28 protein-coding genes are annotated in these 22,932 nt (G+C 57.6%); 10 read left to right on the plus strand and 18 right to left on the minus strand.

Annotated elements, in window-relative coordinates:
- Positions 1-11 precede the first annotated feature (11 nt).
- The 6 genes from IE105_RS09330 to IE105_RS09355 all read right to left on the minus strand — a co-directional run bounded on the left by IE105_RS09330 (position 12) and on the right by IE105_RS09355 (position 5,614).
- Complete coding sequence (locus IE105_RS09330; RefSeq protein ID WP_189497765.1) at positions 12-1,649, minus strand: SulP family inorganic anion transporter; 1,638 nt, start codon at positions 1,647-1,649, stop codon at positions 12-14.
- 116 nt (positions 1,650-1,765) lie between these two features.
- Positions 1,766-2,077, minus strand: a complete 312-nt coding sequence (locus tag IE105_RS09335) for a hypothetical protein (protein WP_189497767.1) — start codon at positions 2,075-2,077, stop codon at positions 1,766-1,768.
- Positions 2,070-2,612: a sigma-70 family RNA polymerase sigma factor gene (locus IE105_RS09340; RefSeq protein WP_189497769.1), complete on the minus strand. Its 543-nt coding sequence runs from the start codon at positions 2,610-2,612 to the stop codon at positions 2,070-2,072. The genes IE105_RS09335 and IE105_RS09340 overlap by 8 nt, the downstream gene beginning before the upstream one ends.
- A gap of 12 nt (positions 2,613-2,624) precedes the next feature.
- The gene (locus IE105_RS09345; RefSeq protein ID WP_189497771.1) at positions 2,625-3,269 is read right to left on the minus strand and encodes an EF-hand domain-containing protein; all 645 of its coding nucleotides are present in this window, start codon (positions 3,267-3,269) and stop codon (positions 2,625-2,627) included.
- A gap of 92 nt (positions 3,270-3,361) precedes the next feature.
- Complete coding sequence (locus IE105_RS09350) at positions 3,362-4,108, minus strand: MinD/ParA family ATP-binding protein (protein WP_189497773.1); 747 nt, start codon at positions 4,106-4,108, stop codon at positions 3,362-3,364.
- Between the two features lie 126 nt (positions 4,109-4,234).
- The gene (locus tag IE105_RS09355; RefSeq protein WP_189497775.1) at positions 4,235-5,614 is read right to left on the minus strand and encodes a penicillin-binding protein activator; all 1,380 of its coding nucleotides are present in this window, start codon (positions 5,612-5,614) and stop codon (positions 4,235-4,237) included.
- Positions 5,615-5,757: 143 nt separating this feature from the next.
- On the opposite strand from IE105_RS09355, the gene rsmI reads away from it, so the two are divergent.
- The 3 genes from rsmI to IE105_RS09370 are packed head-to-tail and all read left to right on the plus strand — an operon-like array spanning position 5,758 to position 7,854.
- Positions 5,758-6,558 (plus strand): 16S rRNA (cytidine(1402)-2'-O)-methyltransferase, encoded by an 801-nt coding sequence (rsmI, locus tag IE105_RS09360; protein WP_233354085.1) that lies wholly within the window; start codon positions 5,758-5,760, stop codon positions 6,556-6,558.
- Positions 6,559-6,560: 2 nt separating this feature from the next.
- Entirely contained in the window at positions 6,561-6,944 is a 384-nt protein-coding gene (locus IE105_RS09365; RefSeq protein WP_189497778.1) for a YraN family protein, read from the plus strand.
- Positions 6,945-6,984: 40 nt separating this feature from the next.
- On the plus strand, positions 6,985-7,854 hold the full coding sequence (locus tag IE105_RS09370; protein ID WP_189497780.1) for a BON domain-containing protein: 870 nt from the start codon (positions 6,985-6,987) through the stop codon (positions 7,852-7,854).
- 52 nt (positions 7,855-7,906) lie between these two features.
- Here the strand turns inward: IE105_RS09370 and IE105_RS09375 are convergent, their stop codons facing one another.
- Genes IE105_RS09375 through IE105_RS09390 form a run of 4 tightly spaced genes read right to left on the minus strand, consistent with a single transcriptional unit; the run spans position 7,907 to position 9,924 of the window.
- Entirely contained in the window at positions 7,907-8,245 is a 339-nt protein-coding gene (locus IE105_RS09375; protein ID WP_189497782.1) for an ArsC/Spx/MgsR family protein, read from the minus strand.
- An 11-nt stretch (positions 8,246-8,256) separates the two neighbouring features.
- On the minus strand, positions 8,257-9,096 hold the full coding sequence (locus IE105_RS09380; RefSeq protein ID WP_189497784.1) for an alpha/beta hydrolase: 840 nt from the start codon (positions 9,094-9,096) through the stop codon (positions 8,257-8,259).
- Positions 9,097-9,123: 27 nt separating this feature from the next.
- A complete protein-coding gene (locus IE105_RS09385; protein WP_189497786.1) occupies positions 9,124-9,576 on the minus strand; it encodes a YbjQ family protein in 453 nt (150 codons plus the stop codon).
- 21 nt (positions 9,577-9,597) lie between these two features.
- Positions 9,598-9,924: a YbjQ family protein gene (locus IE105_RS09390; protein ID WP_233354086.1), complete on the minus strand. Its 327-nt coding sequence runs from the start codon at positions 9,922-9,924 to the stop codon at positions 9,598-9,600.
- 158 nt (positions 9,925-10,082) lie between these two features.
- Here IE105_RS09390 and gshB point away from each other — a divergent pair, with 158 nt between their 5' ends.
- From gshB to IE105_RS09405, 3 genes are all read left to right on the plus strand, one after another.
- On the plus strand, positions 10,083-11,045 hold the full coding sequence (gene gshB / locus IE105_RS09395) for a glutathione synthase (protein ID WP_189497788.1): 963 nt from the start codon (positions 10,083-10,085) through the stop codon (positions 11,043-11,045).
- Positions 11,046-11,153: 108 nt separating this feature from the next.
- The gene (locus IE105_RS09400; RefSeq protein ID WP_189497790.1) at positions 11,154-12,518 is read left to right on the plus strand and encodes a glycosyltransferase; all 1,365 of its coding nucleotides are present in this window, start codon (positions 11,154-11,156) and stop codon (positions 12,516-12,518) included.
- A 70-nt stretch (positions 12,519-12,588) separates the two neighbouring features.
- Positions 12,589-12,750 (plus strand): entericidin A/B family lipoprotein, encoded by a 162-nt coding sequence (locus tag IE105_RS09405; protein WP_189497792.1) that lies wholly within the window; start codon positions 12,589-12,591, stop codon positions 12,748-12,750.
- Between the two features lie 73 nt (positions 12,751-12,823).
- Here IE105_RS09405 and IE105_RS09410 read toward each other — a convergent pair whose 3' ends face one another.
- Together IE105_RS09410 and IE105_RS09415 are read right to left on the minus strand one after the other, a co-directional pair.
- Entirely contained in the window at positions 12,824-13,360 is a 537-nt protein-coding gene (locus IE105_RS09410) for a demethoxyubiquinone hydroxylase family protein (protein ID WP_233354087.1), read from the minus strand.
- Between the two features lie 8 nt (positions 13,361-13,368).
- The gene (locus IE105_RS09415; protein ID WP_189497796.1) at positions 13,369-13,896 is read right to left on the minus strand and encodes a disulfide bond formation protein B; all 528 of its coding nucleotides are present in this window, start codon (positions 13,894-13,896) and stop codon (positions 13,369-13,371) included.
- 141 nt (positions 13,897-14,037) lie between these two features.
- On the opposite strand from IE105_RS09415, the gene IE105_RS09420 reads away from it, so the two are divergent.
- Both IE105_RS09420 and ispG read left to right on the plus strand, forming a co-directional pair.
- On the plus strand, positions 14,038-14,769 hold the full coding sequence (locus IE105_RS09420) for a helix-turn-helix domain-containing protein (protein WP_189497798.1): 732 nt from the start codon (positions 14,038-14,040) through the stop codon (positions 14,767-14,769).
- A 69-nt stretch (positions 14,770-14,838) separates the two neighbouring features.
- Positions 14,839-15,993, plus strand: coding sequence for a flavodoxin-dependent (E)-4-hydroxy-3-methylbut-2-enyl-diphosphate synthase (ispG, locus tag IE105_RS09425; protein ID WP_189497800.1), 1,155 nt, complete (start codon positions 14,839-14,841; stop codon positions 15,991-15,993).
- On the opposite strand, the gene IE105_RS09430 is transcribed toward ispG, so the two are convergent.
- The gene (locus IE105_RS09430) at positions 15,990-16,571 is read right to left on the minus strand and encodes a hypothetical protein (protein ID WP_189497802.1); all 582 of its coding nucleotides are present in this window, start codon (positions 16,569-16,571) and stop codon (positions 15,990-15,992) included. The genes ispG and IE105_RS09430 overlap by 4 nt on opposite strands.
- Before the next feature lie 76 nt (positions 16,572-16,647).
- Here IE105_RS09430 and IE105_RS09435 point away from each other — a divergent pair, with 76 nt between their 5' ends.
- Positions 16,648-17,115, plus strand: a complete 468-nt coding sequence (locus tag IE105_RS09435) for a hypothetical protein (RefSeq protein ID WP_189497804.1) — start codon at positions 16,648-16,650, stop codon at positions 17,113-17,115.
- On the opposite strand, the gene IE105_RS09440 is transcribed toward IE105_RS09435, so the two are convergent.
- Both IE105_RS09440 and IE105_RS09445 read right to left on the minus strand, forming a co-directional pair.
- Positions 17,101-19,029: an Hsp70 family protein gene (locus IE105_RS09440; protein ID WP_189497806.1), complete on the minus strand. Its 1,929-nt coding sequence runs from the start codon at positions 19,027-19,029 to the stop codon at positions 17,101-17,103. The two genes, IE105_RS09435 and IE105_RS09440, sit on opposite strands and share 15 nt — an antisense overlap.
- Entirely contained in the window at positions 19,026-19,958 is a 933-nt protein-coding gene (locus IE105_RS09445) for a hypothetical protein (protein ID WP_189497808.1), read from the minus strand. Before IE105_RS09445 ends, IE105_RS09440 begins: the two co-directional genes overlap by 4 nt.
- 85 nt (positions 19,959-20,043) lie before the next feature.
- Between IE105_RS09445 and IE105_RS09450 the strand changes: the two genes are divergently transcribed.
- A complete protein-coding gene (locus IE105_RS09450) occupies positions 20,044-20,481 on the plus strand; it encodes a PA2169 family four-helix-bundle protein (RefSeq protein ID WP_189497810.1) in 438 nt (145 codons plus the stop codon).
- Positions 20,482-20,539: 58 nt separating this feature from the next.
- On the opposite strand, the gene IE105_RS09455 is transcribed toward IE105_RS09450, so the two are convergent.
- Genes IE105_RS09455 through IE105_RS09465 form a run of 3 tightly spaced genes read right to left on the minus strand, consistent with a single transcriptional unit; the run spans position 20,540 to position 22,922 of the window.
- Positions 20,540-20,785 (minus strand): GIY-YIG nuclease family protein, encoded by a 246-nt coding sequence (locus IE105_RS09455; RefSeq protein ID WP_189497812.1) that lies wholly within the window; start codon positions 20,783-20,785, stop codon positions 20,540-20,542.
- A gap of 23 nt (positions 20,786-20,808) precedes the next feature.
- Positions 20,809-21,756 carry a M20/M25/M40 family metallo-hydrolase gene (locus IE105_RS09460; protein WP_189497814.1) on the minus strand — a complete coding sequence of 316 codons (948 nt, stop codon included), beginning with the start codon at positions 21,754-21,756 and terminating at the stop codon, positions 20,809-20,811.
- Positions 21,757-21,764: 8 nt separating this feature from the next.
- Positions 21,765-22,922, minus strand: coding sequence for a dipeptidase (locus IE105_RS09465; RefSeq protein WP_189497816.1), 1,158 nt, complete (start codon positions 22,920-22,922; stop codon positions 21,765-21,767).
- Positions 22,923-22,932 lie beyond the last annotated feature (10 nt).

Here is a 22,932-nt window from a genome sequence, read left to right on the forward strand (position 1 = left end):
AGAGTTGCGCCCTAGTGACCACTGCCTAATCGTCCGAGGCGGACATTGTAATCGACCGCCAATTCGTAATCCGGATCATCATCGCTATCGACGATCAACTGCCCGGCTTTGTTCAGCAGCTGGTGGCAGTCATGAGTGAGGTGTCGGAGTTGTAGCTGTTTGCCGGCGGCGACATATTTCGCGGCGAGGGCTTCAATCGCTTGCAAGGCGGACTGATCGACGACGCGCGAATGGGCGAAATCGACAATCACGGTGTCCGGATCGTCGGCGATTGTGAATAATTCTGAAAAGCCTTCGGCTGAGCCAAAGAAGAGCGGACCTTCGAGCTTATAGACTTTGGTGTCGTCCGTGACAGTCGTGTGCGCGTCGATCCGGCGCGATGCATTCCATGCATAAGCCAGCGCACTGACGATAACGCCAACGACAACGGCAACCGCCAAATCGTGCCACACGGTCACGACGGTGACGAGGATAATGACAGCCGCATCCAACTTCGGAATTCGCGTCATAATGGTCAAAGACTGCCACGCGAACGTCCCGATTACGACCATGAACATGACGCCGACGAGCGCGGCCAAGGGAATGACTTCGATCACCGGACTGGCGAACAGGATAAAGGCGAGCAGAAATAAAGAGGCTGAAATCCCAGAGAGGCGCGTGCGCCCGCCGGATTTCATATTGATCATGCTTTGGCCGATCATGGCGCACCCACCCATACCGCCGAAAAATCCGGTGACCGTATTGGCGACACCTTGCGCGACACATTCTTGGCTCGCGCCGCCGCGTTCTTCTTTGATTTCGCCAACAAGGTTGAGCGTCAGCAGGCTCTCAATGAGGCCAATGGCCGCCAGAATGATGGCATAAGGGACAATGATTTCAAGCGTTTCGAGATTGATCGGAACCATCGGAAGATGAAACGTCGGCAGGCCGCCCTTGATTGACGACATGTCGCCGACATTGGGCACATCAATGCCAAAACCGATCACAATCGCGGCGACAATGCCGATACCTGCGAGTGGCGCCGGGATAATTTTCGTGATCTTCGGGGTCACCCAGATGAGGAACATGGTCAGGAACACGAGGGCGAGCATCACCAACAATTGCGGCGTTTCCATCCATGTGCCGTTGAGCATGTTGAACGGGCCGGGGTGATCCGTGGCGGGCGCAGGCGACGTTTGGAACTGGGTCAGCTGCGCAAGGCCGATGACAATGGCGAGGCCGTTAACGAAGCCGAGCATGACCGGGTGCGGCACGAGACGGATGAATTTACCCAGACGGAACACGCCCGCGAGGATTTGCAAAATACCCATGAGCACGACAGTCGCGAAGAGATATTCGACGCCGTGTAGCGCAACGAGTCCGACCATGACGACCGCAAGCGCGCCTGTCGCGCCCGAAATCATCCCGGGACGTCCGCCGATCAGCGCCGTAATCAATCCGACGATAAAGGCCGCGTAGAGGCCCACGAGCGGCGCCACACCTGCGACAAGCGCGAAGGCCACGGCCTCAGGGACAAGGGCGAGAGCGACGGTCAGACCGGCCAATAGCTCGGTCTTGGTCCGACCGAAAGTAAAGGTCATTGGGCCGGATCGGCGACGGGCGGGAACGGAAATGCGGTCGGCCAGAGCCGATAAGGTCGAAGAAAACATGAGAGCGCCGATAATGTGGCTTTAATAGAAGAGGCGGCGCGTAAGCGAGCAGGCGGCGTTTAGCAAGCCCCACACGCGGGGCTTTGACGGGTGTGAGTGACTGTGACGGGTATGTGTTACGGGCCCTCGATGTCCACATCCGCATCAACCCAAGCGTAAAGCTCGCCAAAACCGGTGACGTCGGCGTGGGCCGCCCAGAGCTCAGCTTCATTGGGCTGGCTGCTTATGACAAAGAAGCCCGCGACCACTGTTGCGGCAATGCCCGCCGCGGCGCTCAAAAATCCGGAGTTTTGAAACCAAGGTTTACGATCATTCGCCGCCATGAGCGGCGCTTGTGCCTGCGTCGCGGCGATGATGCGCTCGGACAAATCCGCGCGCGGCGCGGGAACGACGCTGGTTTCAAATATTTGTTTTAAATCGTCAGGCATGTTCACTCTCCTGCATCCAAGCTTTCAACGTTTTCCGGCCCCGAACAAGCAGGGCCTCATAGGCTTTTTCGCTTGTCCCCATAATGTCCGCAGCCTCGCGCTGTGACAGGGCGTCATCATACCGTAGCGAGAGCGCAGCGCGTTGCCGCTCCGGTAAGTTCATCATCGCAGCCTGTAACGCATCCCAGCGTTGACGCGCGACGAGGGTCGTATCTGCACCGTCCCGACGATCCGGTTCTTCGCTCATATCGCCCGGGAGATCGGGGCGTGATTTGCGCAATCGATCGTAACAGGCGTTGGTGGCGACACGGCAAAGCCACGTCAGTATGCGGGCTTCGCCCTCTCGCCATTCCGGCGCAGCGCGCCAGAATTTTAGAAATGTATCTTGGCAAATATCCTCAGCCTCGAATTCATCTCCGAGCAAACGATACGCCAGACGGTGAACCGTCCGCATACGCCGATCCATCAGCGCGCGAAGCGCGGGTTCATTCCCGGCCCGAAGGCCGAGGATGAGATCATGATCGGGGTCAGTCAAGAGCTGTGGCGTCTAGCGACGCTCACCCCTGTCTTTCCTCGGGCCGCGCGGCTTTTTACCTTCGCCTTTGGTCAACACACCGTCGCCATTGGCGTCCATGCGGACGAACAAAGCCTCGGCCATCGCGTCATATTCGGCACGGCTAACAAGGCCGTCACCATCTGCATCGAGGCGGGGGCGTTCAGCGCGGCGCGATTTGCGTTCTGCTTTTTTCTCGCCACGTTTCGCGTGTCTTTCGCCGCGTTTGGCTTCGGCCAACTCGCGCGCCACGGCGCGTTCAGCCTCAGAGATTTCGCCATCCGCATTTGTATCGAAGCGCTCCATCATTTTTTCGCGGCGCCCGTCTTTGCGGTCGCCCATATGGGATTTCATGGCGTCACGCGCGGCCAGCATTTCAGCTTCAGACACAGCGCCATCGCCGTTGGCGTCCATTCTGGCAAAATGTTCTTTGGCTTGTTCGGTGCGTTTGGCTTCGCCGAGCGCTTTCATTTCGTCGCGCGTTAACTGCCCATCGAAATTCGCATCGGCAGCGGCGAAGCGAGCGTCGCTTGCGGCCATAAATTCGGCGCGGCTGACTTCGCCATTTTTGTCGAGGTCAGTGGCGGGAGTCGCGGCTACCAAAGCAGTCGCGGCGAGAAGTAGTAGAGCTTTCTGCATGACGGTCTCCTTTTTTTAAACTGTCATACACTCCAACGGGCGACTGCGCCATTTCCTGCGCAGTTATCCTGTTGTCTCTGAAAATAGCAGCTTTATCCGGTGCGGGCGATCCGGGCGCGATCCGTAATACCGCGCATTTTGTCGAGCACAGAGACGGGTAAGCCAGCGTCCATAGCATGTCCGCCATAAGGCGTCGGCGCGCCGAGGTGATCGCGCACCACGTCCCGTAACATAAGCGCGGTGATGGCTGCATCTTCGAGGGGGCCCAATGAGATGGTTACAGGATCCCAGAGGCGGTTCCGGCGACGCACAGCATCAACAGTCCAATAGGCACGCATGAAACCATCAACGCGCGTGTCATAACCGAGTAGGCAAATATCTGACCCCGCTGCGAGCGAGGCTTGCGCCGAGGAGAGTCCAGCGGGACCGACGGTAAACACCCAGTCATAGGCGAGCGAAAGACCCGCCATTGTTCCGAGCGTGTCAGACAGGCGGTCTGGATTGATAACGCCCGCGGAAAAATGTTCATTCGAGGTGACAAACAAGGCGTCGCGGAGCTCACACCGGCCGTCGATAAAATCGTCGAGTGTGCGCGAATACAGCACGCCTGCAGCTTCCATCAACGCTCCGTCCGTGCCGTCGAGCAGCAATACAGTTTCGCCGCGACTGGCGGCTTCGCGCGCCAATCGCAGAGTCGCGCTGAGCATTTGTGCATGGCAAGATGGTTCATCCGCCGCACAGAGAACGCCAACAAGGCGTCCGGCGGGCACATATGAGGGCGCGAGCGGAAGAGGCTTGTTCGCTAAATTGTTCAGAGTCGCGGGGGGGCGAGCACGCATAAAAACCACCTTTCACCGACGTTTTTGCAACGTTCGTTGAAAGCCGTTTATCGGCAACGCCCTAAAAGCGCGCTAAGGAGCGTGGTTAAGGTGAGTTAAGCGAGTGTGAGCAACGTTGAGGAGTTATCAACTTTCTGGCGCGGGGCCGAGCGGCGCTGGATCAATGACTCGGAACTGGCCGTCGCGAATACGGTAGACGGCCAAGCCGCGCTCAGGCCGACCATCGGGACCAAAGCGAAGATAGCCATCCGTGCCATAAAACCCGAGCGGGCTTTCAACCCGTGCGATCCGTTCACGCGGGTCGCCGTCCGCAACAATAGAGCCAAGTTGCACAGCGTCATAGGCCAAGCTGGCGAGCGAAGACGGCTCCGTTCCAAAAGCGCGTTCAAAGTCAGAGAGGAAAGTTTCACGGGCTTCTTTGTCAGACGCGGCAAAAACTCCACCGCGCAAAGCGGGTTCGCGTACCGTATCATTATTATCCCAGCGCGACGTCCCCATAAACAAGACGCGAGACGGATCGATACCGTAAAATGGCAAGAGCGGCGCGAGAGACCGGAGGGCGGTTCCGCCTTCCGGTAGGAGAATGGCTTCGAAAGAATCGCGCGAGATATCGCGCGCGGCACGGCCTTCGGCATGATATTCGGCCAGCCGGCGGGCCGGCTCCTGCATCACAGATATATCGTCGCCTTTATACATTTCAGCGGCGGTGATTTCGCCGCCGACTCGAGCCACGGCAGCCTCATAGGCGCGTCTGACGCGACGACCATACGCGTCATCTGGGCCAAAAAAGGCGAAGTTCTGGACGCCTTCTGTCGCGGCATAGGCGACAATTCGGTCCACTTCCGCTTCAGGGGGGAAGGAGACGAGATAGCGACCGCGCGCGGCCACGGACTGATCATTCGAAAATGAGAGTAAGGGGGTTCCGGACCGAGCGGCTTCTTGTGAGGCGGCTCGGACATTCCCGGCGATGATAGGGCCCAGAATGACATCGGCGCCCTGTTGCAGAGCCGCGCGCGCGGCAGAGCGTGCGCCGTCTTCGGTCCCTTTTGTGTCGAGTACGGTCAGGACAACGTCGGCGTCCGGGCGTTGGAACAGGGCGAGTTCCGCGGCTTGGAACATTGAATTAGCTTCGTCACGCAAACGCGGACTTTGCGCGGAGAAGGGCAGTAATAGCGCTAACCGCTTTATGTCGCGACCCGCCATATGCGGCAAAGTGATGCCGTCGCGGTTATTGTAAAACGGCGCTGCATGGTCAGGCACAACAATGGGGGCGTCGACGACGACATCAGGTTGAAGGGGTCCGGTGGGTGCCGTCGGGTCCGTTTGTGTCGGCCCTGTCGGTTGTTGGGGGCTTTGCGTCGACGGGCCGGGCAAAGGCTGCGGATCCAGCGGAACTGTTGTACAGGCGCTCAGCATCAGGGCGGTCAAAGCCGCGACAGCTGATTTCATCCCGCACGGTAGCGCGATCTTGGAATTTTGGGCGCGCTCGCGCATAGACTGTTTCAACAGTATCTCCCGGAATTAAACTCTGACGTCAAAACGTCCCCCAATTTTTCAAGGGCCCGACCATCAACACTTCTTCTATAAGCGCGCAGTCGCACACGCAACATGAACCCGCTGCAACAGATCGACTTGCACCGGGCCTTTATGTGGTTGCGACACCGATTGGCAATCTCCGCGATATTACGCTGCGCGCCCTCGACGTTTTGCGCGGGGCTGACTACCTCTTAGCCGAAGATACGCGCGTGACCGCAAAACTGCTCTCTGCCTATGATATTTCCGCCTCTGTCACAGCCTATCATGACCATAATGCGGCAAAACGGATTCCCGCGCTGATTAAAGCGCTAAGAAAGGGCGAAACCATCGCGCTCGTGTCCGACGCAGGAACGCCGCTGGTAAGCGATCCGGGGTTTCGCTTGGTCCGCGCCGCCGTCGACGCCGGAATTGACGTGTTTCCACTGCCAGGGGCGAGCGCCGTTATGGCCGGACTGGTTAAATCGGGCCTGCCGAGTGATCGTTTCTTCTTTGCGGGGTTTTTACCGCCGCGGTCCGTGGCCCGTCAGCGCGAAATTGACGGGTTGCGCAATATTCCCGGAACTCTGATTTTCTTTGAAACAGGTCCGCGAATCGAAGCTTGTTTGCGCGACTTAGCCGTCAGTTTGGGGAATCGGACGGCAGCCATAACGCGCGAATTGACCAAACATTACGAAGAGGCGCGCCACGGGACACTCATTGAACTGGCTGACGGTATCGCCTCTGATCCCCCTCGGGGCGAGATTGTGCTGTTGGTTCACGGCCCGGAAACAAGTCGCTGGGACGGCGAAGTCGTGCGCGACGCGTTGCGCGATCATTTGGAAACGATGAAGCTCAAAGGCGCATGTGCGGAACTGGCGGAAGTCTCGGGCTGGTCCAAGCGTGAGCTCTATGCGCTCGGTCTTTCTTTGAAATAGATGTGACCGATAAACGCCCCCAGAAATCCCGTCAGCGCGCAGAGAAAGCGGGCCGAGTTGCGGAACACTGGGTCGCGCTTTATCTGATCCTGACAGGCCACCGCATTCTCGCCCGACGCTTTAAGACGCGTTCTGGCGAAATTGATCTTGTCGCGCGGCGCGGCAAAACGCTTATCTTTGTTGAGGTCAAACAGCGCGCCAAGGCTGAACATACGATTGATCCTGTGACCGCGCGGTCGGAAGAACGGATCATTCGCGCGGGTGAGATTTTCTTGTCGCGTCACCCCCAATTTGTCGATCAAGGCGCCGCGCTCCGTTACGATATTGCGATTGTGACAGGACGCTGGCGGATTACGCATCGCCGGGATGTGTTCCGCGGGTGGTGACGTTAACGGCTTGGTGACGGTGTTTGTTTAGGCTTTACTCATGTTTAAACCTGCTGCCCTCCTTGCCGTTCTCATGCTCTCAGCTGCGCATCTATCGAGTTGCGCCGTCGCCAGTGCAGGAATTAAAAAGGACGATGAGCGGAGTTTTGTCGGCTCTCTGAATGATGTGAATGCCGGGCGTGCCATCGAAGCCCGCCTTAAACGGGCCTATGCTTATGAAATGGGCGGCGTCGACGTCGAAGTGGCTCAAGGTATTGCCCTGCTGACGGGGACTGCGCCGCGCCAAGAAGATCGGATCGAGGCGGCGCGTATCGCGTGGTCCGCGCCCAATATTGACCAAGTTGGCAATGAAATCATGATCAGTGATAAGCAGGGATTCATGCGTAATACCAAGGATGGGGTGCTCGAAAAATCAGTTCGCGCTCGTCTGACGGCCGACAAATATGTCAAAGGCCTTAACTTTAATATCGAGACCCATGATGGAATTGTTTATCTTTTGGGCGTGGCCCGTGACCCCGGCGAGTTGGAACGCGCGGCGAAAATCGCGTCGCTGACACGGGGCACACGCGAAGTGATCTCTTATGTGCGTATCGCGGATGTGCCGATCGAAATGCAAGTCGGTGCCCAAGCGGCGGCGCCCACCCAACGCGCCTTGCCAGATTTTCTGCGGACAGAACCTCTACCAGAACAGGACCGCACGGATGTGCCCGCGCCTATGCGCCAAGCCCCGATGGACGAGTCTGTGCCTTACCGCACGCCGCAAATGCCCGCGCCTTACAATCTCGGCCAATCAGACAGTCCGTTTAATGTCGACCCAAATGCGCCGCCTTATTATGTTGATCCGGAAACAGGCGAACAGATCGCCGTTAAAAACTGGGTGCCACCCACAAATGATTACATGGGCGACTAGACGACGGCGTTCGTCGCAAACAGTGCCCGTTCAATAGACATCTAACGAACGCCTAAAGCCAGACAGCTTTCGTGGCTTTGTCCCAGCCGACGGTTGTCGTCTGCCCGTCTGTGATAGCCGGGCGTTTGAGCAGGGTCGGGTGCGTTTCGATCAAGGTGGCAGCTTTGACCGCGGTGAGGTCCGCTTTGTCGGCGTCATCTAGCCCGCGCCATGTCGTGGATCGGCGATTGAGCGCTTTTTCAAATCCAATAGCCTCGACAATCATCGTGATGTCGTCGGCGTTAAGGCCGTCGGCACGGACATCGGTCACGTCGAAATCTAATCCCGCGTCGCGCAATTCTTTGATAGCCTTACGGCAGGTATCGCAGGTTTTTAGGGCAAAAACTTTCATGCCGGTCATCCTTACGCGCGCCCGGACAGGCGGTCGATAAAATCACTGATGAGCGCATAGACGGCGGGGCGGGTCGTATCGTTATGCATTTCATGTTCAACGTCGGTGAACGCCCGGAATTCTGCCTGCGCAGCAGCGGCAAAATCACGACTCGTCTCGAAATCTGTCAGTTGGTCTTGATCCGAATGATAGACGATCAGCGGTATATTCCAACGGCTCGCATTTTGGGTTAAAGCCTCGCCGGTTGCGATCAGTTCCAATGCGGTTTTAAATCCCATTTGCCCATGGTTGAGGGGGTCTTCGACATATTTGCGTTGCTCCTCAACCAGAGTTGAAATCTTTGCACCATCAATCGGTTGTTTCATCGCGGCGCGGGGCGCGATTTTGGCAATGAGTTTCGCCACGAATGCGAGAGGCGTCGGAATAGGATCGGCTAAGGCCACCAACGGGGCTGACGCAATGATGCCGTCCACACCGGGCGCGGCGCGAAGGCCGTGGTCGAGAACAATACCCCCGCCCATAGAGTGACCGAATAGCACCAGCGGACCTTTGACCCCGTCGTGCGTCTGTCGTGCGCGGGTCAGCAAAGCGGCGAGATCGGCGCGAAAATCATCATAGCTGGCGATAACGCCCCGTTTGCCCTCACTGCGACCATGGCCGCGCAAATCCATTGCGATAACCTGAACACCTGACGCTGTCAGATGCGCCGCCATCGGGGCGTAACGGGCGCAATGTTCGCCAAACCCATGCACGATAGCCAGCGTCGCGTGCGGCGCCTGTGCGGTCCAATGCCGGGCATGGAGCTTGGTCCCGTCAGCGGAGGTCAGCTGTAATGTGTGGCAATCATCCATGCGAAAAACTTTCTATTAGACGTTAGTCTAAATCCAGACAGCGGTGCCGTAGGCGACAACCTCGCAGCCGCCCATGGCTGAGCCGCTATTGCCGAGATTAGAACTAACCAGACGGATATTATGCACGGCGACGGCCCCTTGGGCTTTGGCGCTTTCGGCCATCCGCAGCATGGCTTCACGCCGCGCGCGCATCATCATCGTTTCATGCATGCGAAACCGCCCGCCAATAATTTTCCGAAGTAAAATCGCGATCCGGCGAAAGAAATCAAAGGCGACAACCGTCGATCCAGTGACTAACGCGCCGTGACGACCTGGGGCGTGCTCTAAGGTTGTTAGCATGAAGTCACCCAGCTCGGCCTCGCGTTGGTCGAGCTGTGCCAAATGGCGGCGCTGCGCGAGGGTGCCGAACGTCAGTCCAATGAGCAGCAGCGCGACAAACGGCCCAATCGAGATCAGCATGGATGTCAGAATATCGTTCATAATAGGGTTCGCGCGACGTCTCTATTCAAGGACGACTGCGGTGCCATAGGCGTAAAGCTCGGATGCGCCCGAGGTCACGGAACTGGTCGAGAGCCGGATGTTGACGACCGCATTGGCCCCTTGCGCGCGGGCATCTTCGGTCATGCGGCGGATCGCATCGCGGCGCGCTTCTTCGAGCAATTCTGTATATCCGCGGAGTTCACCGCCGACGATGTTTTTGAGGCCCGCCGCAATATCCCGTCCGACATGTTTGGCGCGGACGACATTGCCTTGGGCCAATCCGATGTGACGTATAATTGTACGTCCCGGAACAGAGTCCATATTGGTCAGAAGGATATCATCGGTCATATCGGCTGACTGCCACGAAAACGCGGGTCCGGCAATGTTTAGCCCTCGCAATATTTAGCGCTGATAGAGTTTGATCCGTATCTCACATCACGGGATCGTATGTGTGTGCTGCCGTGCGTCCGCTTGCGCCCGCCTGCGCTGTGCGGCAAAGCGCAGCCATGACCGCAACCACACCTTACCGCGTCGCCTTTCAGATGGACCCGATGGAGACCGTCCAAATTGGCGGCGACACAACTTTCGCGCTTGCACTCGAAGCGCAGGAACGCGGCGCGACCCTATTTGAATATGGCCCGCAGCATCTGATTTATGACCAAGGCCGCGTGATGGCTCACGCGCGACCGATGCGGGTGCAGGCGAAAGTCGGGGACCACGTAACATTTGAGCCGCGTCGCTTGATCAATCTGGCGGACGACGTGGATGTCGTCTGGATGCGCCAAGACCCGCCGTTCGATATGGCCTATATAACTGCTGCGCATTTGCTAGAACGTCTCAAGGGTACGACGTTGGTCGCTAACGATCCCGAATGGGTCCGGTCTTGTCCTGAAAAAATCGTCCCGCTGGATTACGCGCATTTGATGCCACCAACGATGATCGCGCGCGACAAAAGCGCAATTGATGCGTTTCGGGCGCAACACGGCACTGTGATTATCAAACCGCTTTACGGCAATGGCGGGGCGGGAATTTTCAAGATTACGTCAACGGATTCAAATTATTCATCTTTGCTGGAGACCTTCTTTGCGATGAGCCGTGAACCTGTGATGGTGCAGGCCTTTATCCCCGAAGTCAGTGCGGGCGATAAACGCATTCTCATCATTGATGGAGAACTGGCGGGCGGGTTTAATCGCGTCCCACAAAAGGGCGAAACCCGCTCGAATATGCATGTCGGCGGATCGGCGCAGCCGGTAGACCTAACGCCAACCGATATCGCCATCGCCGAAGAACTGGGCCCAATGTTACGCGCGCGCGGTCAAATTCTCGTCGGCATTGATGTGATTGCGGGCAAGTTGACCGAGATCAATTTGACCAGCCCAACCGGCGTTCACGAATTAAAACGCTTTACCGGCGTGGATGCAGCGGCTTTGTGTTGGGACGCGATCGAGCGGCGTTTGGCCGACGGATAAGCGCTGCGGGTTTGTAGTGGGAATAAAATAAACTATTATTTTTCAAGGTGTTGAACAAAGAGTTGTGACTGTGCCGGAATGTCTCGTCATCTGGCGCGTATAGAGACTATGGCCACGCTCGCGCTCATCACGCTTCCTTTGTCCGGACATCAACGTCCGATGATCGCGGCGGCGCGCGCGCTGCAAACAGCGGGACACCGTCCTGTTGTGGTCGGGCCTCCGGATCTGACCGCAAAAATCGCGGATGACATTGAGACGCTGACTGTGGGTGAAAACGACCTGCCACCCGGCCAACTTGACGCGCTGTGCGCGTGTTTCACACGCATGACGTCGTGGGGTGATGTGCGGCAAATGTTTAGCACCGTCGCGACCCTGTCCCAATTCTATTTGACCCACTTGCCTGTTGCGCTTGATCGCCTTGGCGCGGACGCAATTTTGCATGACCAATTGGAACCGGGCGCGGGCCTCGTCGCGCGGGGTCTATCGCGCTCATACGGCGTGAAACATATCAGCCTCGCGTGCGCCTTACCGATGAACCGTGAAGCCTCGGTCCCGCCGCCTTTTATGGGTTGGCGCTACCGGCCTAGCCCGTTCGGATATTGGCTCAACGGGGGCTATTATAATGTTGTGAACTGGCTGATGGCCGAACAAGGACGTGTGCTTGCGTCCGGCGCGCGTCGTTTCGGTCTGACCAAGCCCGAGGGCTTGCAGGATTGGCAACAGGCTTGGTCGGTGGATGACGGTATTTCGCGCACGACCGATTTGGCGCAAGGTCTCGCCAGCCTCGACTATCCACGCGCCGCACCGCCGACTTATCTTGGCCCCCTGCGGGACGGGATTGCATCTTATCCGGGGCTTGAAACACTTGATAGTGAGAGGGACGGACGTCCGCTCGCTTTTATATCCCTTGGCACATTGATGGGCGGGCGCACGCGTATTTTATCCGCGATGGCGACCGCGGCGGATGCGCGGGGCTTGCAGCCTGTTGTCGTACATGGCGGTCGTTTAGCGGAGCCCGGGTCCGAGCTCCCGCGCGGCACAATCACGCGCGATTTCCTCAATCAACAAGAGGTTTTATCCGAAGCCCGCGTCGCCATCATTCATGGCGGCTATAATTCAACAACGGATGCTGTCGCGGCAGGCGTGCCTTTAGTGACGGTTCCGCTGGCGTTTGAGCAGGGCGCGATTGCGGCACGTGTTGAACGGGCCGGGCTCGGTCGGACCGTGGGATCCTTTGGCCCGAGCCTCTCGCCGCGCATTCAATTGGCCCTCGGCGATGTGCTAAGTTCAAAAACTGTGGCGCAGGCCACGCGTCGCGCACGTTATGAGGCGATGGCGGCCCCCGGGCTGTCTGGACTTGTCGCGGCAGTAAACAGCGCATTAGGACAGTCGATCAATGCCGACTGGACGCGTCGCCCCGCAGCGCTTCCGCAACCGATCAAACCTTATCTGGGTGAGCAAACGGCAAAATAAGAAATTTGGACGGAACCGTTGGCCTGATGCGGCGTTTATCAGAGGTAATACACCGCAACAGGAGATTATCATGACGCGTGAAGACACAGTAAAATCAATTGATAAAAAAGGCCTCGGCATTGCCGGGCTTGTCCTCGCCGCTACTTTGTCACTCGCCGCCTGTAATACCGTCCAAGGTATTGGTGAAGACACCGAAAGTGTCGGCGAAGAAATTCAAGAAGTCGCAGATTAAACACAGATTAAACGACACGATTATATCGTTTAAGGAAGCCGCTCTCTTTCCCCGGAGGGCGGCTTTTTTGTGCTTAAATGCGTTCGGTAATCCGGATTGCCGCGTGGCACCCCGCACGGATCAACCGAGACAATACGGGATAGCCGGGGGCATCGTGGGCCCCGCCTTCGATCGCCGTGTCGCGGTGATGTAATTCGTCTTCGCGAAATTCGCGGAACGTCGCAGCCAATTCAGGTTCAGTCTCGGCGACTTCTTTGGCTTGCGTATCGTAATGCTGTTCAATGACAGTTTCGACGGCTTCCGTGCAAGCATGGGCCGCTTTTTCGCCCATTAAGGCCGTCACAACGCCAAGGCCGTAACCCGCAACGTTCCAAAGCGGCGTCATGGCGGTCGGGCGCACTTCACGCTCAACGAGCAATTGATCAAACGCGGCAAGATGTTTTTGTTCTTCGGCTTCCATCTCCGCGAGCTGTGCAGCAATCGGCGCGGTGGCAGGGCTGCGTCCGAACACGGCTTGCTGTCCGCGGTAAATCGCGACAGCGCCATATTCACCGGCATGATCCACGCGCAGCATTTCAGCGACCCGCCGGGGCGCACTAAGTTTTTTCATTCGCGGTTTCATGCCGCGCCCTTGCGAAAGCCTAAATAAGCTGTGCCGATTGCGCCTAATAGAGAGACAAGCATATTCCAGCCGGCCATAGATAGGCCGAGGAATGACCAGACGACGTCTGAGCAGGCAATCGGGCCAAGCGGTTCGCTCAGAAACGCGAGCGGATCATTCGGATCGATGGCGGCCATATTTGTGATGTTCGCGGCGGCACAGGCTTTCGGGCCTTCCCACCAGCCAAATTCAACCCCGACATGAAATCCACCTATTCCGGCAGAGCCGAGCAGGGCGAGGATTAACACAGCCGGGCCGAGCCATTTTGGAAGGCCTGTATCGGGGCCGAAAGCGGCCCGCGCGAGAATAACCGCGACGGCAATCCCGATCACCGCCATATGCGCATAACGCTGCCAAAAACACATGATGCAGGGCGCGTAGCCGAACCCGTATTGGAAGATCCAAGCGCCACAGAGCAATCCGAGTGAGAGCGCCCCCGCAAACAGGGCGGCGCGGGCGTCAGAATGTTGGAGTAAAGGTTTCACTCACCCTATATAGGGGCGAGATATCCATCTGTCAGCGTCGTATTTATTCCGGGTTCATCTACATTTCTGTAATGTACGCTGCATTCACAGGTTGGTCTCACGCTTAGAGATGGTTAACGGCCTTCCGCTATAAGACGACCTATGAAAGCCGAGATGGCCCCATCTGACGCAATAAATACTAATTCGCTCCTGCTGGGCGCTCGTTTGCGTGCGCAACGATTGGCTTTAGGGTGGTCGTTGGATCAAGCCTCGACACGCTCTGGTGTGGGACGGGACTTTCTGGCGGCATTGGAAAGCAATGAACTCACACGCCTCCCGACCATCGGATATGGCATGGGCTATGTCCGGGCCTATGCGCGCGTTTTGGGCCTCAACACCGAACAATCCGTGGCTGATTTCAAACGCGATAGCGCCGCCGTGTTCGATTTAAACCGCCGTGACCAACCGCATTTTGTGCCAAAACGTCGTGTGCGCCTGCCGCGCGGAACAGTTCCGGCCTTAAGTGTCGTCGCGGCCGTAGTTATGCTCGGGACGTGGTACGGGGTGCAGCTCGAAACCGTCGCCACGCCGGGCCCTGTCACTGTGCCGTTTGACCCGGAGCAGATTGAAACCGCCGCGCCGACTCCGGATAATATCCTGACGGTTCGCACGACATCGCCCAGTTGGATTAGCATTCGCGACGCGCGCGGACGGCTTACGGTCAACCGGGTTTTTGTCACGGGCGAGACATGGCAAGCTGAAATTGGGCAAAGCTACACGATTGATGTACGCGATGCGGGCGCGGTTGAGCTTTATGTCGGCGACACCCGTCGCGGGGCGTTGGGCGCACAGGGTATGCCGCTTAAAAATGTCGATCTGTCGATCATCCGCTAAGCTGTGCTAGACGCGAAACCGCCGCCTCTTCGCCTTTAAACTGTCGTGCCGTTCCGCTATGACCCGCCCATGAGCGCACTTAATCCTTCCGGGGCCAAAACCATCGACTCGATCCGCCCGTGGCGGACCATTGCGCGCCGCCCATCGCGCAAGATTAAAGTTGGCAGCGTTTACGTCGGCGGAGATGCCCCGATTGCGGTGCAATCCATGACCAATACGCTGACCCATGATGTCGAGGCGACCGTGGGGCAGATTACACGGCTAGAAGAGGTCGGCGCGGATATCGTACGTGTCTCTGTTCCCGATCCAGAGAGCAGCGCAGCGCTGCGTAGCATCGTGGATCAGGTCAATGTGCCGCTCGTCGCCGATATTCATTTTCATTATAAACGCGGTATCGAAGCGGCTGATAATGGCGCGGCGTGCCTGCGGATTAATCCCGGCAATATCGGCGGACAAGCGCGCGTCAAAGAAGTCGTTGCCGCCGCGCGGGCCAATGGTTGTTCAATCCGGATCGGCGTCAATGGCGGTAGCCTCGAACGTGACCTCCTCGAAAAATATGGTGAGCCGTGTCCAGACGCGATGGTCGAGTCCGCGCTCATGCACGCGCGCATGCTCGATGATGAAGGGTTCCACGACTATAAAATTTCGGTCAAAGCCTCCGACATCTTCCTGACTGTTGCCGCCTATCATCAACTCGCTGACGCGACTGACGCGCCGCTTCACCTCGGCATTACCGAGGCCGGCGGACAACGGATCGGCACGGTCAAATCGTCGATTGGTATGGGCAGTTTGCTCTGGGCCGGGATTGGCGACACGATCCGCGTCAGTCTGTCCGATGAACCGGAAGAAGAAATCCGCGTCGGCTTTGATATGCTCAAATCACTCGGGCTGCGCACACGCGGCGTTAATATCATCTCTTGCCCGTCCTGTGCGCGCCAAGGGTTTGACGTCATTAAAACGGTCCGAATTTTAGAAGTCCGCTTGTCCCACGTCCGTGAACCGATCAGCCTCTCGATCATTGGCTGCGTCGTCAACGGTCCCGGCGAAGCCATGTTCACCGACATCGGCTTTACTGGCGGCAGTGCGGGCTACGGCATGATGTATCATGCGGGCAAAAAGACCGGGAAAACCGATAATATCGATATGATAGACGAGATCGTCGCGGGCGTTGAGGCCAAGGCGGAAGAGGTCCGCGCCGCGCGGGAAGAGACCGTCGCCGCTTAATCGGAATTAGGCTCAGGTAGAACCTCGACTTTGATCAAGGATAAATCCACCGTTTTGCTCTCGCCCGCGCGACCGGGGAAAATCGCGATTAAATCCACGTTCGCCATCGCGTCGATAATCGGCGGGCTGTAATTCACCGTATAGACTTGCCAGTCGGGGCTAAGCTCAAACGAGGTCCATCCCGACGGTGCGCCTTCCATCGGATAATAGGCGACTTCAAATTTTTTGAGCGGATTGATCCGGCCGGCTCGGGCGCGAAAGGTGAGCCGTAACGGTCGTCCGGCAAAGGCGCGCTCATGGGCGGGACCAAGCGTGGCGAACACACCGATTGAGGCTGGCCCTTCACCATCCGGCGTGAATTGCGACAATTGGATATAACCACCATCTTCATCGACATAAGCGCCGTTTGAGCCGGGCGAGATGGTCAAAGCATTGAGGTCAGGTCCAGAGAGTTCCCACCCTTCGGCAATAATTTGTTGATCTGAAAAACCCTCACCCTCGCCAAAAGACAGGGCAACCGCGATAATGGCGGCAATGACCAAGACGGCCAATGGATAGAAAAAACGGTCCCGTAACATGGGATAGGGGTTACCATGTTTTCATTCCCATACCAGCGTTGCGAGGCTAAGATTTCGGTAAGCTTAGGAGACCGCCGTGAAACATACTGCCTCATTCATTCTATTTGGCTTGGCCATGACACTCGCCGCACCTGCGACGGCGCACCCGCATGATTCCGATAAGCTGACCGAATTGCGAGAAAAATCCAGAGAGATCGCGGATAAAGCCCGCGAAAGCGGTGAGGCGATTGCGGATAGTGAGATTATCACCAACCTGTCCGAACGCCTCAGTGAGCTTGCGGCGCGGATCGAGGTGGAAAAGGACGGCGGCGCGGGCACGGCCCTCTGGATTGATGGCGAAGAGGTCGTGCGGTTTGCGCGCGGTCGCGGCGTAGAGGATCGTCTGGTGGTCACGGGTCTGGGTCAGAACTTGAGCGTCGAGCGTGAAACCGTCACGCAGGACGGCAAAACCCGCACACGGATTGTCATCGAAATGGACGGTGGCGAGAATGTGGAGATTGACTTGCCCGGAGAGCCGCCAATAGCGCCGCTAGATCAAGAATAAGACGGCGCGTTCATCGGCGCGGTCCAACAGAGCACGACTAAGCATTTTGGTCAGGTCCTCGCCAAACCGCTCTGCCGCTTGCCCATCCCACGCCGAGCGGACGCCTTCGATCAATTCTGGGCGTTGTTTATTGATGGCTTGGTCGATGCGTTTTTCTGTCAGGACTTGTCGGGCCACAACAGGGACTTTGGCGCTACGGAAGCGACCGGACAGCGCCTTTTTGCCGTAGAAAAAACTGCCGCCCGCAACCGCTCCACCAATTAACAGGCCGAGCGGGTTCATCAGCAGCGGTGCGAACAGGTTGGCATGTGCGAGCAGCGCGCTGACGAGGATCGCTGCCAGGGTCGTGCCGAGCAACGCCGTATCTGTTTCTAAGTGACCAATCGACGGGGCCGTCAGGCTTAGCCCTTCGAGGTGTTGGCTGACATGGCTCGAATCATCCAAGCTGAGCACCATCGCGGGGAGGCCATGTTCACGGCAGAGCGGATCCGTGATCGTCTCGATCTCACGCTGCAATCCGGCGAACCAGCGGCCGATGACGGGTTTCAGTTTCGCTTGGGCTGTGTCGGACCGGAGCCAATCTGCGACAGACTTGGTGAGCGCTGCTTCGACCTGATCCAAGGACGCGATATGACCTGCGCGCCATTCGCGGAACGCGGGTTTGATACAATCCTCTGTGAGCCCGTCCACCAGTGCCGGGGCGAGCGTTTCACCGAGCGTACGCGCTGCCGCGTTGGCGCGCTGCGCGACCTCGCCGTCCGGTTCCATCAAAGCGCTGACTTCGTTCTTAAAACTATCATGGAGGAATTCGAACCGCCCGAGCCACGCCAATCCACGCGAAATGGCGAATTCGGGCTCTGCGCCGCGGATGACGCGGGCTTTCGGGAAGGCGGCTTTGGTCGCCGGAAGGACGAGCGGCAACCGCGAGGCTCCGCCGGTCAGCAACACTGTGTCAGGGTCGCGCCCGCCGAGCCGGTCAATTGTTTCGCGCAAGGCAAAATCAAACGCTTTGCGCCAGCTATAACCTTGCAAAGCGTCGAGCGGTTTGGACAAAATTGCGTCGGCATCGGTTTTATCGATCCGGATTTCGAACAATAGTCTGTCCCCGGAATCAGTTTTGATCGGCAGGCGGCGGATCATCTCGACGGGTTTATCCTCACCCGTGAAATAGGCTTCCTTGGCTTCGCGGCACCAATATTCCAAAATGGGACGATAGGACGGGTGGCTCTTGAGAAGCGCGTCAATCTGCTCTCGCTGCGGTTGGCGCGCGAGGTTGCGCTCAAAGATTTCAGTGTCCAGCAAGCCAGAGCCAAGGATATTATGACCGACATCATCCGTTTCCAAATTACGGCAATAGGTGAAGTCCGATGTGGAGCTGCCAATATCGACGATCAGGACGGTGGCGCGGGCATCGTCCATCGACAGATAACCTTGTTCTAGCGCGGTCATGAGCGCAGCGCGAGATTCAGAGACGATACGCGCTTGGCTCAGCCCCGCGGCTTTGACGAAGAGGTTGCGATAATGCGTCCGGACGTCGGGTCCCCAACCCGACGGGCAGCCAATCATGAAATGGCTTTCTTTGGGTCCCCGTAGTGAGCCGTCATCCGTGAGCCCTTGGATCAAGGCTTTGGTGAACAACGTTAAGGGTTCGCGCACGTCGGGCGCGTCCAAATCGGATGATTTGAACTTGGCCCAGATTTTGGCGTCAGAGATCGTCAGGGCTTCGGCGCCGATCCGGATGATGGGTTTTCCACGTCCTTCTTTGGACACCGCCGTGACGACGCTGCGGGTGCCGCGATATTCGAGAATTTCCGGTTCGGCATGGCCCTGCGCAAAGGCGCGCGCGAGGGCCGTTTCGCCGTGGCCGAGGTCAAACCCGACGAATTCAATGTCTTTGCGGCTCTTATTGGTCATGACCGGCGCACCCACACAGTGCCGCGTCGAATAACGCGACCGTCTTCTGTGACGATGGCGGGGGCGGCGGTTTGCATGTCGGGTTTTCCGTCAGAATTACCCGGGACTGGCAGACGGTCAAACCAGTCTGCGGAGGTTTTGGAATAGTCGACCTGTTTGAGGCCCGCGCCAGCCATTAGGCTTGGCAATTCGCGCCGCGCGAGTTCCAGCGCGTAATGCGAGTCATCGGCCCGACCTGCTTCGAGCAGCCCTTGCAATAGCGCGGTCAGCCGCGTGTCGTCATGCCAATGGGTTTCGGGTGTGGGGGCGGACAGGCGCAGCAAAATATGGTCCGCTGTTTTCAGCGCGTCCGTCACTTGCGAGATCAGCCCCGCCGGATCGAGACGCACGACGGCGGACGCGCGGCGGGTTCGCCCTGTGCCGTCCGTAATTGTCTTGGGTTTTGGCCAGAACGGCAGACGCGAGAGGTTTAACGTCGAGACGGCGTGTAATCCGGCCAAGGCCGCAGCACCCCAGACGGCCAAACCAACGCCTTGCAATAATCCGGCTGTGCCGAGCAGTCCTGCGCCAACATAAAAAAGCGACGGGCGCAGGCTGATTTTAAATCCCGGAGCTTTCGCGACTTCGTCCCAGACGATGTCGGCATGACTGGCGCGGTCGATCAGTCCGGTTCCGGATTTAACAATTTCCACGAGCCATTGCCCGGCGCGCTGAAGGGCCGGGTCCGTCGTCGACCGCGCATAGCGGGCCGCCGTTTGGTCCAGCACGCGCCTGACCGCGCCAACCGCTTGGGCGGGCGTGTCGCGATCGGTGAGTTGCAGGTCGCCGACTTCGCGCGCGAAATGCTGCGATAGCGACAGCGCAGGGAGTTTGGGATCAGTAGTCACACGCAGGATGTCGGGTTGAGGGTCACAAGTGTCAAGCGGCATGGAACAGTCGAAGCGGTCCGGACGTTGATATAGCACTGACGCCCTTTCGGGGTCGAAACGGACAAACAACAGAGAGGAAATACGCATGACCAATGATATTGATGTTTTGAACACAGTAACAAAGACGCTGATCGATAGCCGCAAGGGTTATGAAACCTGCTGCAAAGTGGTTGACGACAGTTATGCGCTTAAAAGCAATTTTCAGGAGCGCGCGCAGCGTCGCCTGCTTTTGATTGAAGAATTTCAATCCGCCGTGGGCGCGCTTGGCGGTGAGGCTGTGACCACAGGGTCCGTCGCCGGTAAAGCCCACCGGGCGTGGACGTCCTTTACATCGCTTTTCGCAGATGATGAGAAGGCTGCCGCTGAAGCCCTGGATGACGGCGAAGAGTTCTTGGCCGACAAAATTGAAGACCAACTCAGCAAGTCTGACTTAAATCTCAAAACGCGCGCCTTGCTCACGAAAGCTTATGCAGATGCGCGAGACGGCGAAAACTTCGCCGATATGTTGGAAAAAGTCTTATAATTGACACGTCAACTAACTTTCAGGCCGCTCTTCGGAGCGGCCTTTTTTGTGCGCGCTTTTAAGATTGAATAAGGGCCAGTTTTTCAGAACGCCGTAATTGTTTGATCGCATATTCCCGTTTGGACGCGGTGGATCGGCAATCTGCGGGTTCTGAGTAAATCATGGCGACGGGGCGACGGGCTTTCGTATATTTTGCACCGCGCCCCGCGTTATGGGTCGCCAGCCGCGCCACCGCATCCTTGGCGATCCCCGTATAAAGGGAGCCATCCGCACAGCGCAGCATATAAACGGTCCAATCCGACATAGCGCCTGTGTGACCGGGCGGTCTTAAGGCTCCGTTATGGCGGGCGCTGTGCGAGGTTTGGCGATTGCGTCGAGATTATCGTCCAGCACATGCGCCATATTCACCGCAAGTTGCACAGCCGCGTGATAGCGTGCGACCGGGATCGTCGCGAACTCATCCGTGGTTTGATGATAATACGGGTGATCTTCGACGCCAAAATAAACGAACGGAATACCAACCGAATGAAACGCGCCGTGATCCGATTGCATCGTCCAATTATTCATCCCGTCTTGGGGACGGTCATGTCCAAAACGGACTTCGATATCGACGGTTTCTGCGGCCTGTTCGACTAAGGGTTTGAGCGCAGGCGTATGGTGCGCCCCTGCCATATAAATCACGCCGTCCGCATTCTGAGCGATCATATCTAAGTTGAAATTGACGCGTGGTCGGTCATCCAATTGCGTGTCGACATAATCGCCCGCGCCGGCCAAACCGCCTTCTTCCGTATCCAGCCAGCTTATCCGGACTTCATGCTCGGGCGGGTTTGCGCGGAAGCTTTTTAGGATCGCCAGCAAGGCGCCGACGCCGGACGCATTATCGTCGGCGCCGTTAAAGATCGCATCACCCTGCACACCGAGATGATCGAAATGAGCGGTGATTTCGAGGATCGGTCCGCCGGGTGTTTTGCCCGGAACGGTCACGGTGAGGTTCGTGCCGACGGCCTCGAACGTATCGCCATTTCGCTGGGTCACGGGGCGAGCGAAACTATACGCCTTGGGCGCAACGCCGCCGTTTAGTTTGGCCGCTTGATCCGCAATATAAAGGCGCGCCTTGGTATTACCGTCTGTCCCGGCGCGTCGCCCTTGCATATCGTCCGCTGACAAGACGCGCATAACCTTTGTGGCGAGCTTTATGTCTGCTTTTGGGGACGGTTCTGCCGGAGAGCAGGCAACGATAAGGGCAGCCGAAACTGCAAGCCAAGACTGTTTCATGAGAGATCCTATTGCGGCAGTGAGGCAGCAAAGAAGCGCTGGACATTTTGCCCCATAATCGCGCGAATATCAGCCTCTGACACGTTCGCGTCTAACAATTGATGCGTGATGACGGCGAGCTGTGATGTATCAAACGCGGTGGTAACCGTGCCGTCATAATCAGACCCCAAAGCAACAGCTTCGACGCCCATGAGTTCAACCGCGGACAGGATCGCTGAGGCGACACCCTCTGGCGTAATATCGCAGATCGCGCCTTCGAAATAGCCGATGCCGACAATCCCGCCGCGTTGCGAAATTTGGACCAGTACATCATCCGGTAAATTGCGTTGCTGGCTCGCGGTGCAATCGTCGCGGACGCCGCCGTGGCTTATAAAGACAGGTCCGGCTTCGGGCATCGCCAAGACATCACGGGACGTTTGTTCGGAGGCATGGGCGAGGTCGACGGCAATATTCAGCCGCCACATCTCGCGCACAGCATCAAAACCGAAATCGGTCAGTCCGGCTTGGCTCAGCCCGTGAAGCGATCCGCCGAGTTCATTATCAAAGAAATGCTGCAGGCCCATGGCGCGATAGCCTTCATCGAACAGACGCTCGACATTTTCGATTTGCCCTTCAAGCGGATGCGCGCCTTCGGTCAAGAGTAAGCCGACGATGGTGCCGTCCGGTTGGTTGAGGTCTGCCGCTGTCCGGGCGATGACGAGATTATTCTTTGCTTTGGCTTCATATTTATTCAGACGTTGCGCTTGATAGGCGGCACGCTCGTAGAGAGACTGCCACGTCCGCATCGGCCAGAGTTGTCCGACGGCGACCAAGGTAATATTGTCAGGCGCGTCAGCTGAATTTTCAGCGAAGTTCAGACCGCGCGGCGCTTTCGTCACAGCGGAGAACACCTGAAAATCAACACTGCCTTCGCGTAAACGCGGCAAATCAACATGGCCGCGGCTTTGGCGCTTCGTTGTGTCGCGCCGCCACATCAGGCTATCCGCGTGTAGATCAGCAACATAGAGCGTGTCGTGCAGGGCTTGTGCGGCGTCGCTCACCGGATAGGGACCGAGGTCAATAACCGTATTCATTTTTGCGTCCGTATTGGGCACAAAAATAAATTGAATATAGGCAAAGGCCGCAACTAGCAGGGCAAGTAGCCCGATCAAAATTTTCTTGAACATGTGAGTCCCC

It is taken from the genome of Algimonas arctica (genome assembly GCF_014652695.1).
GTDB classification, from domain to species: Bacteria; Pseudomonadota; Alphaproteobacteria; order Caulobacterales; family Maricaulaceae; genus Litorimonas; species Litorimonas arctica.